We start from the raw sequence: 16893 nt of genomic DNA on the forward strand, positions 1-16893 counted from the left end.
TGTGTGTGCCACCCGCATCACTAACGATGCCGGTGGGCTTTTCAAAGGAACCTCGTCCCAGCTGATGCTGGAGACGGGGTATCAACATATCTGGCGTTGACTTTTGGCACGCTGTTGAGTTCTCAAGGAACGGACGCTTCCTTTGTGCCTGTTTCACCAGGCTCTCCGGGCGCTTCCCTTCGGTGTTCCACCACTCTATCAGGCCGTTTCGGGCTTTCGAACCACCGTGTTTTCCGCAGGCATGCAGAAACGAGGCCGAAAATCTCGATCAGTTCTGAAGGAGTGCCGCCCGCCGTTCGCTCCGCGATGTGATCGCGTTCTGTCGAACCGGGGCAGGTGTCAGACAGTACAGGGATGCGTCGGGCGGGGCAAATCGATTCCCCGGTGGCCGGTGCTCCGGGGCCGTGTTGCGCGTGCGGAACCCTCACTTCTTATGACTTACGCTCTGATCGGTGCGCCGTCCAGGACAGGTAGTGACGGCGGCCTGATAGATCTCCACCCCTGGGAGGACTCCCATGACCACCGTGACGTCCCCGCTCGCTGGACGCGCCATCGGACTCGCGGCCGTGCCCGACCCCGTGTTCTCCGGCGCGATGGTGGGTCCCGGTACCGCCATCGACCCGGTACGCGAGCCGTCCGAGGCCGTTTCGCCCGTTGACGGTGTCGTTGTCTCGCTGCACCCGCACGCGTTCGTCGTCGTCGACAGCGAGGGCCACGGCGTGCTCACGCACCTCGGTATCGACACCGTCCAGCTCAACGGCGCGGGCTTCGAGCTGCTCGTCAACAAGGGCGACACCGTGACCCGCGGCCAGGCCGTCGTGCGCTGGAACCCGGCCGCCGTCGAAGAGGCCGGCAAGTCTCCGGTCTGCCCGATCGTCGCGCTGGAGGCGACCGCCGACTCCCTCGGCGATGTCGTCGAGGACGGCGAGGTCAAAGCCGGCGAGCAGCTCTTCAGCTGGCAGTAAGCGCCTGCGCCGTCCTGACGGCACGTACGACAACCACCGCGGCGGCAGTGACCGCCGCACCAACCGGAGACGGGTGAGATGGAGACAACGCTGCGAGGCGTCGGCGTGAGCCACGGTGTGGCGATCGGCGAGGTGCGGCACATGGGCACGGCGGTCCTGGAACCGCCGGCCAAGCAGATTCCGGCGGAGGACGCGGAGCGCGAACAGGGGCGTGCCCGCAAGGCCGTGGAAGCTGTGGCCGCCGACCTGATCGCGCGGGGCAACCTGGCGGGCGGCGAGGCCCAGGCCGTCCTGGAGGCCCAGGCCATGATGGCCCAGGACCCCGAGCTGATGGCCGACGTCGAGCGGCGCATCGTCGTGGGCAGTACCGCCGAGCGCGGTGTCTACGACGCCTTCGCCGCCTACCGGGCGCTGCTGGCGGGTGCCGGGGAGTACCTGGCCGGGCGGGTCGCCGACCTCGACGACGTGCGCAACCGCATCGTCGCGCGGCTGCTGGGCGTGCCGATGCCGGGCGTGCCGGACAGCGACGAGCCGTACGTGCTGATCGCGCGGGACCTGGCGCCGGCCGACACGGCGCTGCTGGACCCGACGCTGGTGCTCGGTTTTGTCACCGAGGAGGGCGGGCCGACCAGCCACAGCGCGATTCTCGCGCGGGCGCTGGGCGTGCCGGCCGTGGTCGCGCTCCCGGGCGCGGGCGAGCTGGTCGAGGGCATGGTCGTCGCCGTCGACGGCAGCACGGGCGAGATCTTCGTGGACCCGACCGCCGAGAAGCGTGCCGAGCTGGAGCAGGCCGCGGCGGCCCGCAGGGCCGCGCTGGCGGGTTCGACCGGCCCGGGTGCCACGTCGGACGGGCACAAGGTGCCGCTGCTGGCGAACGTCGGCGGTCCCTCGGACGTGCCGGCGGCCGTGGAGGCGGGCGCCGAGGGCGTCGGGCTGTTCCGTACCGAGTTCCTCTTCCTCGACGACAGCAAGCAGGCGCCGTCGCAGGAGAAGCAGGCCGAGGCGTACCGCAAGGTGCTGGAGGCCTTCCCCGAGGGCCGGGTCGTCGTGCGGGTGCTGGACGCGGGCGCGGACAAGCCGCTGGACTTCCTGTCCCCGGGCGACGAGCCGAACCCGGCGCTGGGCGTGCGCGGGCTGCGGACGCTGCTGGACCACCCCGAGGTGCTCCGTACGCAGCTGGCCGCGCTGGCCGAGGCCGCCGCGGGGCTGCCGGTCTACCTTGAGGTCATGGCGCCGATGGTGGCGGACCGTACCGACGCCAAGGCGTTCGCGGACGCGTGCCGCGAGGCCGGGCTGCAGGCCAAGTTCGGCGCGATGGTGGAGATCCCGTCCGCCGCGCTGCGCGCCCGGTCGATCCTGCAGGAGGTCGAGTTCCTCTCGCTGGGGACCAACGACCTGGCGCAGTACACCTTCGCCGCCGACCGCCAGGTCGGTGCCGTCTCGCGTCTCCAGGACCCGTGGCAGCCGGCGCTGCTCGACCTGGTGGCGATCTCGGCCGAGTCGGCGAAGGCCGAGGGCAAGAGCTGTGGTGTCTGTGGCGAGGCGGCCTCCGATCCGCTGCTGGCCTGTGTGCTGACGGGTCTGGGCGTGACGAGCCTGTCGATGGGTGCGGCGTCGATTCCGTATGTGCGCGCGACGCTGGCGAAGCACACGCTGGCCCAGTGCGAGCGTGCCGCCTCCGCGGCGCGGGCAGCGGACACCGCCGAGGACGCGCGCGCCGCCGCGCAGGCAGTGCTCTCCGGGGAGTGATCCCCGGCAGGGTCCGGCGCGGAAGTGCCCGGCCGGACCTCGCCGGTGCGCAGCTGAACGCTGGTTGTGACGGCCGTCCCGCCTTTGTGGCGGGGCGGCCGTCCGGCGTTCCCGGATCAGTGGTGGCTGTGGTCGTGGCCGTCCGTAGGCGGTGGGTCGGGGAGGGCGAGGCCCGGGTGGTGGTCGACGCCGGGCTCGGGTGGGACGGGCTCGCCCGTGGCGGCGTCGGTGCAGTAGGCCGTGAAGACTTCCGCGGCGCTGAGCGGATGCAGCCAGGCGTCCCGCAGGAGCCAGCCGCGGACCGCGTCGCGCCCGGCGGTCTCAGCGGTCCCGCCCGTCCCAACGGTCCCAGTCATCCCGGCGGCCCCGGCGGTCCCGGCCGTCCGCGACACGATGCCGCCGGGGCTGCGCAGGGCGATGCCGGCGGCGAGGACCGTGCAGAAGACGAGGGTGTCGGCCTCGGACAGCTCCAGCCTGCCGCCGTCGCGGGAGTCGGCGTGCAGCACGGCGAGGAGCGGGGCACCGCTCGCGGGAACGCTGCACACCAGGTGGTGCGTACCGTCACCGAGGGTGTCCAGCAGGCTGGTGACCGCGCGGGAGGCGCGGGCGAAGGCGGCCCTGGCGAGGTCCTCGCCGCATTCCGCGCAGGCGCCCGTGCGGGCGAGGAGCGCCGTGGCGCGGTCCCAGGTCGCTTGGCGTTCCGCCTCGTCGACGAGCACGGGCAGCAGCCGGGCCAGGGATTCGCCGGTATACGGCAGGGTGGCGCCGGTGCAGGCCAGCTCCGCCGTGTAGCGCGAGCGGCTGTCGGGGCGGTCGGGGTCGAGGTCGCTGTCCGTACAGAACGTCTCGTACGCGACGGGGTCGAAGAGCGCGACGGTGGTGTGGATGCCTTGGGCGGTCAGTGAGCGCAGCAGGGTCTCCATCTGCTGGAGGTAGGCGGTGTGGTCGTCGAACGGGAAGGTGCGGTAGCGGCGCATGGCCGCGAAGTCCTGCGCGTCCGCCAGGACGGCGGCGGTGCTGGGGATTTCGCGGCGCAGCATGCGGCGTGCGGCGGCGGGTCCGCGCGGGGTGGTGTGCGCGGTGTGTCGGGACGGTGTTGCCATGACTCCCCCTCGGTCGGTGCGTGCTGTTCGCTCCACGAACTGCACTTGTGACCGAGAGTAATCGGGGGGTCTGACAACGGCCGTCCGCGACGGCCCGCGCCGCTACCGCGTGTGCCCGGCCGCGGCGCGCTCGGCGGCGATCCGCTCGTAGAACCGCAGGAGTTCGAGGTTGTCGACGGAGCCCGGGTTGACGGCCTTCTCCAGCGGGGTGCCCTGGAGGAGCCGCTTGACGGGGACCTCGATCCGCTTGCCGGTCAGGGTGTGCGGGACGCCGGGGGCCTCGATGATCTCGTCGGGGACGTGGCGCGGGGAGCACTGCGCACGGATGGTGTGCTTGATGCGGTCGCGCAGGGCGTCGTCGAGCGTGGCACCGGCTGCGAGGTGGACGAACAGCGGCATCCAGTAGCCGCCGTCGGGCAGTTCGAGGCCGATGACGAGGGATTCGCGGATTTCGGGGAGCCGTTCGACGGCCTCGTAGATGTCCGCCGAGCCCATCCGTACGCCCTGGCGGTTGAGGGTGGAGTCGGAGCGGCCGTGGATGACGACGGTGCCGCGTGAGGTGCGAGTGATCCAGTCGCCGTGCCGCCAGACGCCGGGGTAGGTGTCGAAGTAGCTCTCGTGGTAGCGGGTGCCGTCGGGGTCGTTCCAGAAGCGGGTCGGCATGGACGGCATGGGGTTGGTGACGACGAGTTCGCCGACCTCGTCGGTGAGCGGCTTGCCGTGCGGGTCCCACGCCTGGAGGTCCGTGCCGAGGCAGGGGGCCTGGAGTTCGCCGATGTGCACGGGCAGGGTCGGCGCGGCGCCGGCGAAGCAGCTGCAGACGTCGGTACCACCGCTGACGGAGGCGATCCACAGGTCGGCGGCGACCTCGTCGTGCAGCCAGCGGAAGCCGTCGGGCGGCAGCGGGGAGCCGGTGGTGGCGACGCACTTGACGGTGGTGAGGTCGAGGTCGCGGCCGGGGTGCACGCCGGCCTTGCGGCAGGCCATCACGTACGCGGCGGAGGTGCCGAAGAGGGTGGTGCCGGTGCGTTCGGCGATCCGCCACTGGGCGGCGGTGTCCGGGTGTCCGGGGCTGCCGTCGTAGAGGACGATCGTGGAGCCCGCGAGGAGGCCGGCGACGAGGAAGTTCCACATCATCCAGCCGGTGGAGGTGTACCAGAAGAAGCGGTCGTCGGGGCCGAGGTCGCAGTGCAGGCCGGTCTGCTTGAGGTGTTCGAGGAGGATGCCGCCCTGGGACTGGACGATGGCCTTGGGCAGGCCGGTGGTGCCGGAGGAGTACAGGACCCACAGGGGGTGGTCGAAGGGGACCTGTTCGAAGACCGGCTCGGTGGCGGCGGAGGTCAGGCCGGACCACTCCAGGGCGCCTTCGGGGGCGGGGGTTCCCAGGAGGGGGATGTGGACGACGGCGCGGAGGGTGGGCAGTTCGCGGCGGAGTTCGGCGACGGTGTCGCGGCGGTCGTGTTCCTTGCCTCCGTAGCGGTAGCCGTCGACGGTGAACAGGACGACCGGTTCGACCTGCTGGAAGCGGTCCAGGACGCTGCGGGCGCCGAAGTCGGGGGCGCAGGAGGTCCAGACGGCGCCGACGGCCGCGGTGGCGAGGAGGGCGACGACGGCCTGCGGGACGTTGGGGACGTAGCCGCTGACCCGGTCGCCGGGGCGTACGCCGAGGCGGCGCAGTTCGGCGGCCAGGGAGCCGACCTGGGCGCGCAGCTCGGCCCAGGTGACGGGGGCGGGGTCGTGGGTCTCGTCCACGTACAGCAGCGCGGGCGCGTCGGCGCGGGCCGGGTCCTCGGCGGCGCGCAGGGCGTGTTCCGCGTAGTTGAGGGTGGCGCCGGGGAACCAGCGGGCTCCGGGCATCGCGCGGTCGGCGAGGACGCTCTCGTACGGCGTGGTGAAGCGGACGTCGAACCAGGCGGCGACGGCTTGCCAGAAGCGGGGCAGGTCGGTCACGGACCAGTGGTGCAGTGCGGCGTAGTCCGCCACCGGGTCGCCGGCGGTGCGGCCGGGGGCTCCGTGGTGGGTGGCCGCCCAGTCGTGGAAGCGGGTGAGCTGGGCGCCGGCGATGCGGTCCGGGCCGGGCTGCCACAGGGGTTCCGGCTGCGGGACGGACTGCGGTGCGGTGGTCATGATCGGCTCCCGGCTGTACGCGGCGTTGCGTGGACGCGGTGTGGGCGTGCGGTACGCGTGTGCGTGGTCCCCCGTCGGCGGTGGGGGGTCGCCCCGGCGCAGCGCGGGGGCGCGTGCGTGTGACACGGCTGGGCAGGACGATGCCACGTGATCGACTTGTGCGCCAGGGTCGGCCTCACATTCGGGCGGCGGGCACGGCCGTACGAGCGGGGAACGGGCGCGTACCGGACACGGCCTCACAGACGGGTGAAGGCGTGAGCCGGGGGCATCCCGGCGGACGGAACCGGCCGTACGGACGCCGTCGGTGTGCCGCGGGTGGGGATCCGGTTCTTCCCAGGTGAACGGGAGTTGAACGGTCCCCCCGCCACGAGCCGTCGATGGCAGGCTGAGCAGCATGGACGGGCGTGATCAAGAGCGGTCGGTGCGGTGGCCGCGATGGGACGGGGCGGCCGGCGCGGTCCGGGCCGTCAGGGCACTGGGATCGGTACGGGGGCGGCGGACGTGGCGGTCGGCGTGGCGGCGGCGCCGGGCGGATGTGCTGGGGCTGTCGCGGCACGGACCGGAGCGGGCGCGGGTGCCGGGGGCCGCGGTGCGCGCGGAGCCGCAGCCGGGTGGCGGGGTGGTGCATTTCGCGCGCTCGTCGCTGCGGGTGCGGGTGGCGGCGGGCGGTGCGGTGTTCTGCGGCTGGGACGGCGCGGCGCCGGAACCGTCGTACGCGCTGGCCGGGGCGTGTCCGGAGCCGGACGGCCGTGCGGTGCTGGAGCCCGACACGGAGGGCGGCTGGCGGGTGATGTCGGAGCGGGTGACGGTGACGGTGTCGCGGCACGGCGCGGTGGCGGTGCGGACGCCGGGCGGGGTGGTGTTGCGGCGGGAGCTGCCGCCGCGGTGGTGGGACCGGGCGCCCGGTGACGAGAGCGCAGCGTCTGGCGACGCGGGCGGGGGGCCCGGCGAGCGGTCCGGGGACTCGCGGTGGGTGCAGCGTTCCGAGGTGGCCGCCGACGCGCGCTTCTTCGGGCTGGGCGGCCGGTCGGCGGGGCCGCGGCTGCGCGGGGGGACGTACCGGCTGTGGAACACCGACCCGGGCGGCGCGTTCGTGCCGGGCGACGATCCGCTGTCCGTGACGATGCCGGTGCAGTTCGTGGTGGCCGACGCCGGTACGCATCTGGTCTTCCACGACAACTCCTGGGACGGCGCGGTGACGCTGCGCGAAGGGGCGGAGGGTGCGGGCTCCGGGCACGACCGGCCGGGCTGCTCTGTATTGCGGATGGACGGTGGACCGTTGCGGTACTGGGTCCTGGTCGGTACGCCCGCCCGCGTCCTGCTCGGCTGGACGGCGCTGACCGGCGCGCCTGCGCTGCCGCCCCGCTGGGCGCTGGGTCCGCAGCACGCCCGGTGGGGTTTCGGCAGTCAGGCGGAGGTGCGGCGGGTGGTCTCCGGCTATCGGGAGCGCGGTCTGCCGCTGTCCGCCGTGCATCTGGACATCGACCACTACGACGGCCACCGGGTCTTCACCGTCGACCGTACGGCCTTCCCCGACCTGCCCGGTCTCGCGCGCGAGTTGCGCGGGGAGGGGGTGCGGCTGGTGTCCATCGTCGATCCGGGGGTGAAGGCCGAGCCGGGCAACGCGGTGTACGAGGGCGGGGCCGCGGCGGACGCGTACGTACGGGACGCGCAGGGCCGGGAGGTGCGCGGGGTGGTGTGGCCGGGTGAGGCGGTGTTCCCGGACTTCACGGACGCGCGGGTGCGCAAGTGGTGGGGCGGCCTGTACGCGGAGCGGCTGGCGCAGGGCTTCTCCGGGGTGTGGCACGACATGAACGAGCCGGTGTCGTTCGCGGCGTTCGGCGATCCGTCGCTGCCGCGTTCGGCGCGGCACGCGCTGGAGGGCCGGGGCGGCGACCACCGGGAGGCGCACAACGTGTACGGGCTGGCGATGGCGCGCGCCGGGTACGACGGGCTGCTGGAACTGCGCCCCGAGGAGCGCCCGTTCCTGTTCTCGCGCGCGGGGTGGGCGGGGATGCAGCGGTACGGGGGCACGTGGTCGGGGGACGTGGCGACCGGCTGGCCGGGGCTGCGGGCCTCGTTGTCGCTGGTGCTGGGCATGGGGCTGTGCGGGGTGCCGTACAGCGGGCCGGACGTCGGCGGGTTCTCCGGGGTGCCGTCACCGGAGCTGTACCTGCGGTGGTTCCAGACGGCCGCGTATCTGCCGCTGTTCCGTACGCATTCGGCGATGTCGGCGGGGCTGCGGGAGCCGTGGGAGTACGGGGCGGAGGTGCTGGAGCACGCGCGGGCGGCACTGCTGGAACGGGCGCGGCTACTGCCGTACTTCGTGACGCTCGCGCAGCTGGCGCGGCTCTCCGGGGCGCCGTACGTGCGCCCGGTCTGGTGGAACACGCCCCGGGACCGGAAGCTGCGGGACTGCGAGGACGCCTTCCTCCTGGGGGACGCGCTGCTGGTGGCTCCCGTGCTGGGGCCGGGGGTGACGCGGCGGGCGGTGCGGCTGCCGCGCGGGCGGTGGTACGACACGGTGGGCGGGCGGGCGTACGACGGTCCCGGGGAGGCGGTGGTGGACGCGCCGCCGTCGCGGATCCCGGTGCTGGCGCGGGCCGGTGCGGTGCTGCCGGTCGTGGGCGCGGACGGTACGACGGAGCTGGAGGTGTGGGCCCCGAAGGACGGTCGCGGCGGTGGCGGCCTGGTCGTGCCGGACGCCGGTGACGGCTGGCAGCCGCCGGTGGTCGAGCGCTTCGGGACGCGGCGGGAGGGCGGGCGGGTGACCGTCGAGCGGCAGGGCGGCGGCGAGGTGGGGTACCGGGTGCGGGTGCGCGGGCTGCCGGGCGACGGCGTATAGGCGGACAGCATCCGGTGTGCGTAGATGGGTCCGTTCCCGTGCCGGGGCCGGTGCGGGAACGGACCGAAGGGACGGGCACAGTGGGCAACGGTGACGGGCGGAGCATCGGGGCGGTCGCGGACCTGGTGACGCCGATGGCGGTACGGGTGGTGGCGACGCTGCGGGTGGCCGACCGTCTCGCGGACGGCGTACGGACCGCGCGGGAGCTGGCCGCGGCCACGGGGGCCGACGCCGGTGTGCTGGAGCGGGTGCTGCGGCACCTGGTGACGGTGGAGGTGTTCAGCCGTGACGCGGAGGGGCGCTACGGGCTGCTGCCGCGCGGCGAGGAACTGCGCGACGGCCATCCGTCCGGCGCGCGGCGGATGCTGGACGTGGAGAGCGCCATCGGCCGGGCCGACCTGGCGTTCGTGGAGCTCCCCCACTCCGTGCGGACGGGCGAGGCGGCCTTCCCGCGGCAGTTCGGGCGTTCCTTCTGGGAGGACCTGAAGGCTGACCCGGAGCGGACCGCCGACTACGACGCGCAGATGGGTGTCGACGTCGCACGGTGGGCCGAGGCCGTGGTCCCCGCCTTCGACTGGGGCTCGCTGGGGCGGATCGTGGACGTCGGCGGGGGCAACGGCACGTTCCTCGCGGCGCTGCTCGCCGCGCATCCCGGGCTGCGGGGCACCGTGTTCGACCAGCCGGAGACGGTACGGGCGGCTCGTGCCACGTTGGCGGCGGCCGGGGCGGCAAACCGCGCGGACGTGGTGGCGGGCGACTTCTTCGAGGCGCTGCCCGCCGGGGCGGACGGCTATGTCCTCTCCGCGGTCCTGCACGACTGGGACGACGACGCGGCGCGGGCGATCCTGCGGCGGTGCGCCGAGGCGGCGGGCGCGCGGGGCCGGGTGCTGGTGGTGGAGCGGGTCGGCGCGGACGGCGAGTCGGTGCACACGGGCATGGACCTGCGGGTGCTCGTGTACTTCGGGGCGCGCGAGCGCGGAGTGCCGGAGCTGACGGCGCTGGCGGGCGAGGCCGGGCTGCGGGTGGCCGGGGTGCACCGGGCGGGCGACCTGGCGGTGGTGGAGATGGTGGCCGCCTGAGAGCCGGAGTCACCGGCGTTCCTGGCGTGAACCGCCCGCGCGGGCTGATCACTTCGGAGGCCCGGCGGCCCGGAAAACGGAAAACGGGTCGGTCTTCTATTTCTGTTCTATTGCCGCCCATTTTTACCGTGCGTTACTTTTGCCGGAGAATCCTTCCGTACAAAAACGGATGAGGGGCGAAATGAGCGATCCGGCGACACGGTGGGTGTTGGCATTCGACGCCTCGTGCGAACAGTGCAGGAAAGTCTCCGAAGCGGTCGAGCACGCCTGCGGGGGAAAAGTCGAACTGTTGTCGCTCTTCCATCGGGATGTTCACCGGTGGCGCGCCGAGAGCCTCGGCGACCGGGCCCCCTGGGCACCGACGCTCCTGCGCGTGGACACGGACCGGGTACGGGCCTGGGTGGGCCCGGCCATGGCGATGGCTCTCGTCCGGAGGCTGGGGCCGCGGGCGACGCTCCGTACGGTCGCCGCCCTCAACGACCTGCGCCGGCCGCCCCGGGCGGAGCACGGCCCGGGGCGCAAGCAGTTCCTCCGGCTCGCCGGTGGAGCCGCGGTCACCGCGGGGCTGCTCATCGGGGCGGGCAGGGCGACGGCCAGCGCCGCCCCCGGGGCCGGCGGTGACGAGGCCGAACGGTGGGTCGAGGCCCACCGCGACGCCCTCCCGCAGGACTACGACGCGATGACCGCCCACCCCATGCACTACCGCCAGGCCATCTGGGCGGCGCTGCCGCCCGCCGTCCGCAGCCGGCTCTGGGTGGAACAGCTCACGCGCTACCGCCGGGCACACCCCCGCCTCTCCCCCGGGCAGACCGGCGTACTCGACGCGGTGCACCGCATCGCCGCACAGGAAGCCGGTTTCGCTTTCGACCGGGTCGACGACCCGGGCCCGGACGAGCGGGCCCTCCGCGAATCCGCCGCACGGCATTTCGGGCGCGAGGAGGCGAATCTGCTGTTCGCGACGCTCGGCCCCGCCGAGCCGTCCGGGCGCCGCGGCGCAAAGGCCCTGAACTGCAATTGCAGCGTCGAATCCAACTACTGTTCCACCAGCGCCTGCCACGACAACCAGTGCATGAAAGGCCGCTGCAGCTGCCGCGTCTACCAGCGGTCCTGCGGTTACCTCTGGCGCTATCCCTGCGACGGATTCTGCGCCTGCAGCTCCTGCTGAGTCGGCTCTGCGGCTCCTCCGGGCGCCGGGCTCTTACGCGCGGCACGGCGCCGGTGATAGACGAGTGCCATGCCGAGACTCGCTGCCGCGCTGCGCGGCCTCGCCGTGACCGCCACTGCCGTCGCCCTGACCGCTGCCGCCGTACCGCAAGGAGAGGCCGCCGCACCGCGCGCTTCCGGCGGTACCGCTGCCGTGGCCGGTACGGCGGCGAAGGCGCCTGAGGAGTTCGTCGCCCTGCGCGACGTGGACCCGACGATCCGCCAGGAGATGCGGTACTTCACGCCGCACAATTTCATGGGCGTACCCGTCACCGGCTACCGGCAGCCCCTGTGCATCCTGACCCGGGACGCGGCGCGGGCCCTCCACCGGGCCCAGCGCTCCTTCCTGCGCCGCGGCTACACGCTCAAGGTCTACGACTGCTACCGGCCACAGCGCGCCGTGGACCACTTCGTGGACTGGGCCGAGGACCTGGGCGACCAGCGGATGAAGGGCGAGTTCTATCCACGGATCGACAAGTCGACCCTCTTCCGCGACGGCTACATCGCCGAGAAGTCGGGGCACAGCCGGGGCAGTACCGTCGATCTGACGCTGGTGCGGCTGCCGGGCCCGCCCACCCGGCCGTACATCCCCGGGGAACCGCTGGCGAAGTGCTACGCGCCGAAGGCGCAGCGCTTCCCCGACAACTCGCTCGACATGGGGACCGGGTTCGACTGCTTCGACACCCTCGCGCACACCCTCAATCCGCGGGTGCAGGGGCGGCAGCGGGCGAACCGGCTGCTGCTGAAGCAGGGGCTGGAGCGCGCCGGGTTCCGCAACTACGACAAGGAGTGGTGGCACTACACCTTCACGCCGGAGACCTTCCCCGACACGTACTTCGACTTCCCGGTTTCGCGGCGGTCGCTGAACACGGGGCACGGGGCACTCGACCCGGGGCACTGAAGCCGGGCCGCCGGACCCGGGGCGCTGAAGCCGGGCCGCCGACCCCGGGCCGCTGAGCGGCGGTGGGCCGGGGCGCGGAACCACCCCCGTGGATCCCGCGCCCCGGCCCTGCCTTGGGGGACGCCGTGCGGCCGTATCCGGTTCAGCCGGTTTCACGGAGAACAGCATGATCCTTCCCGTTTCGCGGGAGCGGCCGCGCCGCGCGGGGTTCCATCGGATGCCGGTCGCATGCCAGACTCCTGACGCCCCGTCAGGTTACGGACAGGGCTGGTCCGTTGCCGTTTCCGGGAGGGTCCGTGGCACGTACGCGCAAGCCGGTGGTGCCGGGGTGGTTCACCGATACGGAAACCGGCACGGACACCGGTCCGAGCACGGGTACGGGCGCCGGTACGGCCCCCGGTACGGACTTCCGCCTCCTGGGGACCCGGTGCGGTACCTGCGGGGCCGTCTTCTTCCCGCGGGAGGACTTCTTCTGCCGCAGTCCCGGCTGCGACGGGACCGAGCTGGCCCAGGTGCCGCTGTCGCGGCGCGGCACGGTGTGGTCGTACACGGACGGGCGCTACCGGCCGCCGCCGCCCTATCTCTCGGACCCCGGGGTGCCGTGGCAGCCGCGCGCCCTGGTGGCGGTCGAGCTGGCGGCGGAGCGGATGGTGGTGCTGGGGCAGGCCGCGCCGGGCGTGACCGTCGCCGATCTGCGGGTCGGCATGACGGCCGAGCTGGTCCCCGGGGTGCTCGGCGAGGACGCGGAGACCGTGTGGACCACGTGGTGGTGGCAGCCCGTCGGCACCGCCGCTGCCGGAGCGGGCGGGGCGGGAGGCGGCCGTGACCGGTGACATCGCCGTGCTCGGGGCGGGGATGCACGCCTGGGGCAAATGGGGGCGCGGCTTCGTCGAGTACGGGACGGTGGCGGCCCGCGCGGCGCTGGCCGACGCGGGGCTGGAGTGGGCCGACGTCCAGTCGGTCGTCGGTGCGGGCACCGTGCGCGGCGGGTATCCGGGCCATGTGGCGGGGGCGGCGTTCGCGCGGGCGCTGGGCTGGCAGGGCGCGCGGGTGACGAGCGTCTACGCGGCCTGCGCCTCCGGGGCGCAGGCCATCGCGAGCGCGCGGGCGCAGATCCTCGCGGGTCTGGCGGACGTGGTGCTGGTGGTGGGCGCGGACGCGGCGCCGAAAGGGTTCTTCACCCCGGCGGGCGGCGACCGGCCCGACGACCCCGACTGGCTGCGCTTCCGGCTGCTGGGCGCCACCAACCCCGCCTACTTCGGGCTGTACGCGCGGCGCCGGATGGCGCTGTACGGGGACACGGCCGACGATTTCGCGCAGGTGAAGGTGAAGAACGCGGCGGCGGGCGCGGCGAATCCGTACGCGCGCTACCGCAAGCCGGTGACGGCGGCGGAGGTCGCCGCGTCGCCCGTGGTCGCCGATCCGCTGCGGCTGCTGGACATCTGCGCCACCTCCGACGGCGGGGCGGCGCTGGTCCTCTGCGGCCTGGACCACGCGCGACGGCGGGGCGTTCCGGACCCCGTCCGCATCCGGGCCGTGTCCACCGGGACGCCCCGGTATCCCCGTACGGACCTGGACCTGCCGGACATCGCGACCGACTCGGCGGCGGCCGTGCCGGAACCGCCGGCCGCCTTCCGGCCCTCCGTCGCCGCGGCCGCCTACGAGGAGGCGGGGCTCGGGCCGGACGATCTGTCGCTGGCGGAGGTCTACGACCTGTCCACCGCGCTGGAACTCCAGTGGTACGAGGATCTCGGCCTGTGTGCCGAGGGCGGCGGCGCGAAGCTGCTGCGCGAGGGGACGACGGCGCTCGGCGGGCGGCTCCCGGTGAACCCCAGCGGGGGTCTGGCCTCTTTCGGGGAGGCGGTTCCCGCCCAGGCGATTGCCCAGGTGTGCGAACTGACCTGGCAGCTGCGCGGGCGGGCCGGGGCGCGGCAGGTTCCGGGCGCACGGGCCGGGATCACGGCGAACCAGGGGCTGTTCGGGCACGGTTCGGCGGTGGTCGCGGTGCGGTGACGGGGCGTACGGCGCGCCGGGGGTGCGGGGTCCCGGGTCCCGGGGATCAGCCCGGACCAACGGCACGCCCCGGGGCACGGGCGTCTGTTCGAGCGTGCCGGAAGGGTGCGTGAACAGTACGTGAATCACGCACCGTTCGCGCTCCGAGCGGGCAGTCTGCTGCCGTGCCTGCCTGGACGGACCAGCTCCGATTCGCCTTCCAGCCCGTCGTGAACCTGGCGACCGGCTCGGTCGCCGCCCTGGAGATACTCGCCCGCCCCGAACGCGGCGACGTGCTGACGGCCGCCCGCCGCTCCGCCGACGTGGACGCCGAGCTGGCCGGGCTCGCCGTGCGGTCGGCCGCGCATCAGGAGACCCTGCTGCCGCTGCACGTCAACGTGTTCGCGACGACCCTCGCGGAGCTGCCGGGCCTGACCGCGCTGCGCAAGGCCGTGCACGACGTGGGCCGCCGCCCCTGGGAGATCACGATCGATGTCGGCGGGCCGTTCACCCACGTACCGCGGCGGGCGCTGCTGGAGGCGGTGGCGGGGCTGCGGCAGGACGGGTACCGCGTCTGCGTGGACGGGGTCGGCGACGGGGACCTGCCGCTGCGGCTGCTCGGCGACCTCGCCCCCGACCTGGTGAAGCTGGACGCGTCGCTGTGCGCGGAGCTGGACGACGACCGGGGCGGGCGGGCCGCCGTGGCCGCGATGCGGCAGCTGTGCGAGGTGCTGGGCGGCGTGCTGGCGGTGGAGGGGGTGGAGACGGAGCGGCAGTACGCGGCGGTGCGCGCGGCGGGCGCGCAGCTCGCGCAGGGCTTCCTGTTCGCGCCGCCCGCGCGGCGTCCGGCGGCCCACGTGTATCTGCCGGAGCCGCGGGACGGGTACGGGCCGGTGGCGAGCGGTTACGCGGGCGGCATCGCGTCCGGAGCGCTCCCGCCGCCGTCCGGGCCGCCCGTGACGCAGTTCCTCCAGCCCGCGGCGTTGCTGCCGATGTCCGCCTCGGCGGGCTCGGTACGCAGCCACCTGACGGGGTTCCCGGGGGTCTCGGGCGTGCTGCTGGTGGACCCCGACGGCGTACCCGTACGGGCCATCGACCGGGACCGCTTCCTGCTGTCGCTGTCCGGCCGGTACGGGCACGCGCTGTACGCCGACCGCCCGGCGCTGCGGCTGGCGGACCGGCCGCGGACCGTGGGGGCCGACGCCACCGCCTGGGAGGTGCTGGACGTGGTCGCGGACGGCGACCGTGACCGGACCGGGGACGATGTGGCGGTGGTGGACGAACAGGGGCGCTGCATGGGCGTCGTCCACTTGGCCGACATCCTGCGGGCGCTGGCCGAGAGCCGGGTGGAGGAGGCGGCGCGGCTCAATCCGCTGACCCGGCTGCCGGGTTCGGACGCGGTGAACGCGGAGGTGGACCGGAGGGTCGGGGACGGCCGGGCGTTCGCGCTGAGCTGGCTGGACGTGGACGGGTTCAAGCAGGTCAACGACGGGGCGGGGTTCGCGGCGGGGGACGCGCTGATCCGTGCCGTGGGGCAGGCGCTGGCGCGGACGGCGGCGGAGCTGCCCGCGTCGCGGGTGGGGCACATCGGCGGGGACGACTTCCTGGTGCTGGCCGGGCCGGACGATCTGGAGCCGTTCGCGGCGGCCGTGCTGGACGTGCCGTGGTCGGCGGGCGGGCTCCCGGTGACGCTGTCGCTGGCGACGGTGGTGTGCGCGCCGGGCAGTGTGACCGGTCACGCGCAGGCAGCGGCGGCTCTGGCGCCACTGAAGAAGGCTGCCAAATCCATTACGGGTGCCAGCAGTTGGGTGCTGGGACAGCCCCGCGCGCAGGGGCACGAGGTGCGCCGGGGCCGGCGGCGCGGGGACTGAGCGGCTTCCCTCCCCGGCACCTTGACGCCCCGTCACCTGCGGTGAACACTTCCGGGTGTCCGTCGGCACCGTCACAGCCGGGCGACCCGGCCACGTGGCAGCGGTACGCGCTGCCCGACTTCCGCAGGGCGGTTCCGGCGCACCGGCACGCTCGACGCGGACGCCGCGCGGGGCGCGGTGGCCGAGCGCCCGCCGCCCTCCCCGTGGCACGGGAAGCACGCACCCTGCACGGAGGACCGGGGGCACTCCCCCGGGCCAGGGACAAGGAGCCGCCATGTATTCCAACGGGGACATTTTCGTCGGTGAGGTCATCGGGACCGCGCTGCTGATTCTCTTCGGTGCCGGCGTGTGCGCCGCCGTCACCCTGCACCACTCCAAGGCGAAGGCGGCGGGCTGGGTCGTCGTCGCGTTCGGCTGGGGGCTCGGCGTGCTCGCCGGGGCCTACACCGCGGCGCCGCTGTCCGGCGGGCACCTGAACCCGGCGGTGACGCTGGGCTCGGCGGTCGCGGAGGGTACGCCGTGGCCGAAGGTGCCGCTGTACGTCGCCGCGCAGATGGTGGGCGCGCTGCTCGGCGCCGTACTGGCCTGGGCGCTGTACTACGCGCAGTTCGCGGCCAACAAGGAGGCGGACAAGGCGCAGCCGACGCTGGGGATCTTCTCGACCGTCCCCGAGGTCCGCAATCCGGCGGCCAACCTCGTCACCGAGATCATCGCGACTGTGGCGCTGGTGCTGCCGCTGCTGTTCTTCGGCAAGAACGAGGGCATCGGGATCGGGCAGGTGCCGGACGCGGACGCGGGTGTCTACGGGTCCGGCATCAACGTGCTGCTCGTCGCGCTGCTGGTCGTCGGCATCGGCCTCTCCCTGGGCGGGCCCACCGGCTACGCCATCAACCCGGCCCGGGACCTGGGGCCGCGCATCGCCCACGCACTGCTTCCCATCCCCAACAAGGGCACCTCCGACTGGTCCTACGCCTGGATTCCGGTGGCCGGCCCGCTGATCGGGGCGGTCCTCTCCGGCCTGGTGTTCACCGCGGTCTTCTGACCGGCCACCAGGGCAC

The 16893-nt window shown here is 73.8% G+C and carries 12 protein-coding genes; 10 read left to right on the plus strand and 2 right to left on the minus strand.

Annotated elements, in window-relative coordinates:
* The first annotated feature begins 515 nt into the window (after positions 1-515).
* A complete protein-coding gene (locus A6A06_RS34855; protein ID WP_073767266.1) occupies positions 516-965 on the plus strand; it encodes a PTS sugar transporter subunit IIA in 450 nt (149 codons plus the stop codon).
* A 78-nt stretch (positions 966-1043) separates the two neighbouring features.
* Entirely contained in the window at positions 1044-2714 is a 1671-nt protein-coding gene (ptsP, locus tag A6A06_RS34860) for a phosphoenolpyruvate--protein phosphotransferase (protein ID WP_073767268.1), read from the plus strand.
* A 116-nt stretch (positions 2715-2830) separates the two neighbouring features.
* On the opposite strand, the gene A6A06_RS34865 is transcribed toward ptsP, so the two are convergent.
* On the minus strand, positions 2831-3817 hold the full coding sequence (locus A6A06_RS34865; RefSeq protein WP_073767270.1) for a hypothetical protein: 987 nt from the start codon (positions 3815-3817) through the stop codon (positions 2831-2833).
* Between the two features lie 102 nt (positions 3818-3919).
* Positions 3920-5944, minus strand: a complete 2025-nt coding sequence (locus tag A6A06_RS34870) for an acetoacetate--CoA ligase (RefSeq protein ID WP_073767272.1) — start codon at positions 5942-5944, stop codon at positions 3920-3922.
* 394 nt (positions 5945-6338) lie between these two features.
* Between A6A06_RS34870 and A6A06_RS34875 the strand changes: the two genes are divergently transcribed.
* The 8 genes from A6A06_RS34875 to A6A06_RS34910 all read left to right on the plus strand — a co-directional run bounded on the left by A6A06_RS34875 (position 6339) and on the right by A6A06_RS34910 (position 16877).
* On the plus strand, positions 6339-8789 hold the full coding sequence (locus A6A06_RS34875) for a glycoside hydrolase family 31 protein (protein WP_073767274.1): 2451 nt from the start codon (positions 6339-6341) through the stop codon (positions 8787-8789).
* 80 nt (positions 8790-8869) lie between these two features.
* On the plus strand, positions 8870-9868 hold the full coding sequence (locus tag A6A06_RS34880) for a methyltransferase (RefSeq protein ID WP_079194581.1): 999 nt from the start codon (positions 8870-8872) through the stop codon (positions 9866-9868).
* Positions 9869-10157: 289 nt separating this feature from the next.
* Positions 10158-11033, plus strand: coding sequence for a bacteriocin fulvocin C-related protein (locus tag A6A06_RS34885; protein ID WP_073767276.1), 876 nt, complete (start codon positions 10158-10160; stop codon positions 11031-11033).
* A 69-nt stretch (positions 11034-11102) separates the two neighbouring features.
* Positions 11103-11972: a M15 family metallopeptidase gene (locus tag A6A06_RS34890; protein ID WP_073767278.1), complete on the plus strand. Its 870-nt coding sequence runs from the start codon at positions 11103-11105 to the stop codon at positions 11970-11972.
* 296 nt (positions 11973-12268) lie between these two features.
* Entirely contained in the window at positions 12269-12805 is a 537-nt protein-coding gene (locus A6A06_RS34895) for a Zn-ribbon domain-containing OB-fold protein (protein WP_079194582.1), read from the plus strand.
* On the plus strand, positions 12795-13985 hold the full coding sequence (locus A6A06_RS34900; RefSeq protein ID WP_073767280.1) for a lipid-transfer protein: 1191 nt from the start codon (positions 12795-12797) through the stop codon (positions 13983-13985). The genes A6A06_RS34895 and A6A06_RS34900 overlap by 11 nt, the downstream gene beginning before the upstream one ends.
* Positions 13986-14149: 164 nt before the next feature.
* Entirely contained in the window at positions 14150-15835 is a 1686-nt protein-coding gene (locus A6A06_RS34905; protein ID WP_073767282.1) for a bifunctional diguanylate cyclase/phosphodiesterase, read from the plus strand.
* Positions 15836-16109: 274 nt separating this feature from the next.
* Positions 16110-16877 (plus strand): MIP/aquaporin family protein, encoded by a 768-nt coding sequence (locus A6A06_RS34910; protein WP_073767284.1) that lies wholly within the window; start codon positions 16110-16112, stop codon positions 16875-16877.
* Positions 16878-16893: the final 16 nt, after the last annotated feature.

The organism is Streptomyces sp. CB02923, from assembly GCF_001905005.1.
GTDB lineage: Bacteria > Actinomycetota > Actinomycetes > Streptomycetales > Streptomycetaceae > Streptomyces.

What these genes read in the sequence shown, in the direction of transcription:
- A6A06_RS34855 (WP_073767266.1), top strand. Translation starts at nt 516, where the DNA reads ATGACCACCGTGACGTCCCCGCTCGCTGGACGCGCCATCGGACTCGCG.
- A6A06_RS34870 (WP_073767272.1), bottom strand. Translation starts at nt 5,944, where the DNA reads ATGACCACCGCACCGCAGTCCGTCCCGCAGCCGGAACCCCTGTGGCAG.
- ptsP (WP_073767268.1), top strand. Translation starts at nt 1,044, where the DNA reads ATGGAGACAACGCTGCGAGGCGTCGGCGTGAGCCACGGTGTGGCGATC.
- A6A06_RS34865 (WP_073767270.1), bottom strand. Translation starts at nt 3,817, where the DNA reads ATGGCAACACCGTCCCGACACACCGCGCACACCACCCCGCGCGGACCC.
- A6A06_RS34910 (WP_073767284.1), top strand. Translation starts at nt 16,110, where the DNA reads ATGTATTCCAACGGGGACATTTTCGTCGGTGAGGTCATCGGGACCGCG.
- A6A06_RS34890 (WP_073767278.1), top strand. Translation starts at nt 11,103, where the DNA reads ATGCCGAGACTCGCTGCCGCGCTGCGCGGCCTCGCCGTGACCGCCACT.
- A6A06_RS34875 (WP_073767274.1), top strand. Translation starts at nt 6,339, where the DNA reads ATGGACGGGCGTGATCAAGAGCGGTCGGTGCGGTGGCCGCGATGGGAC.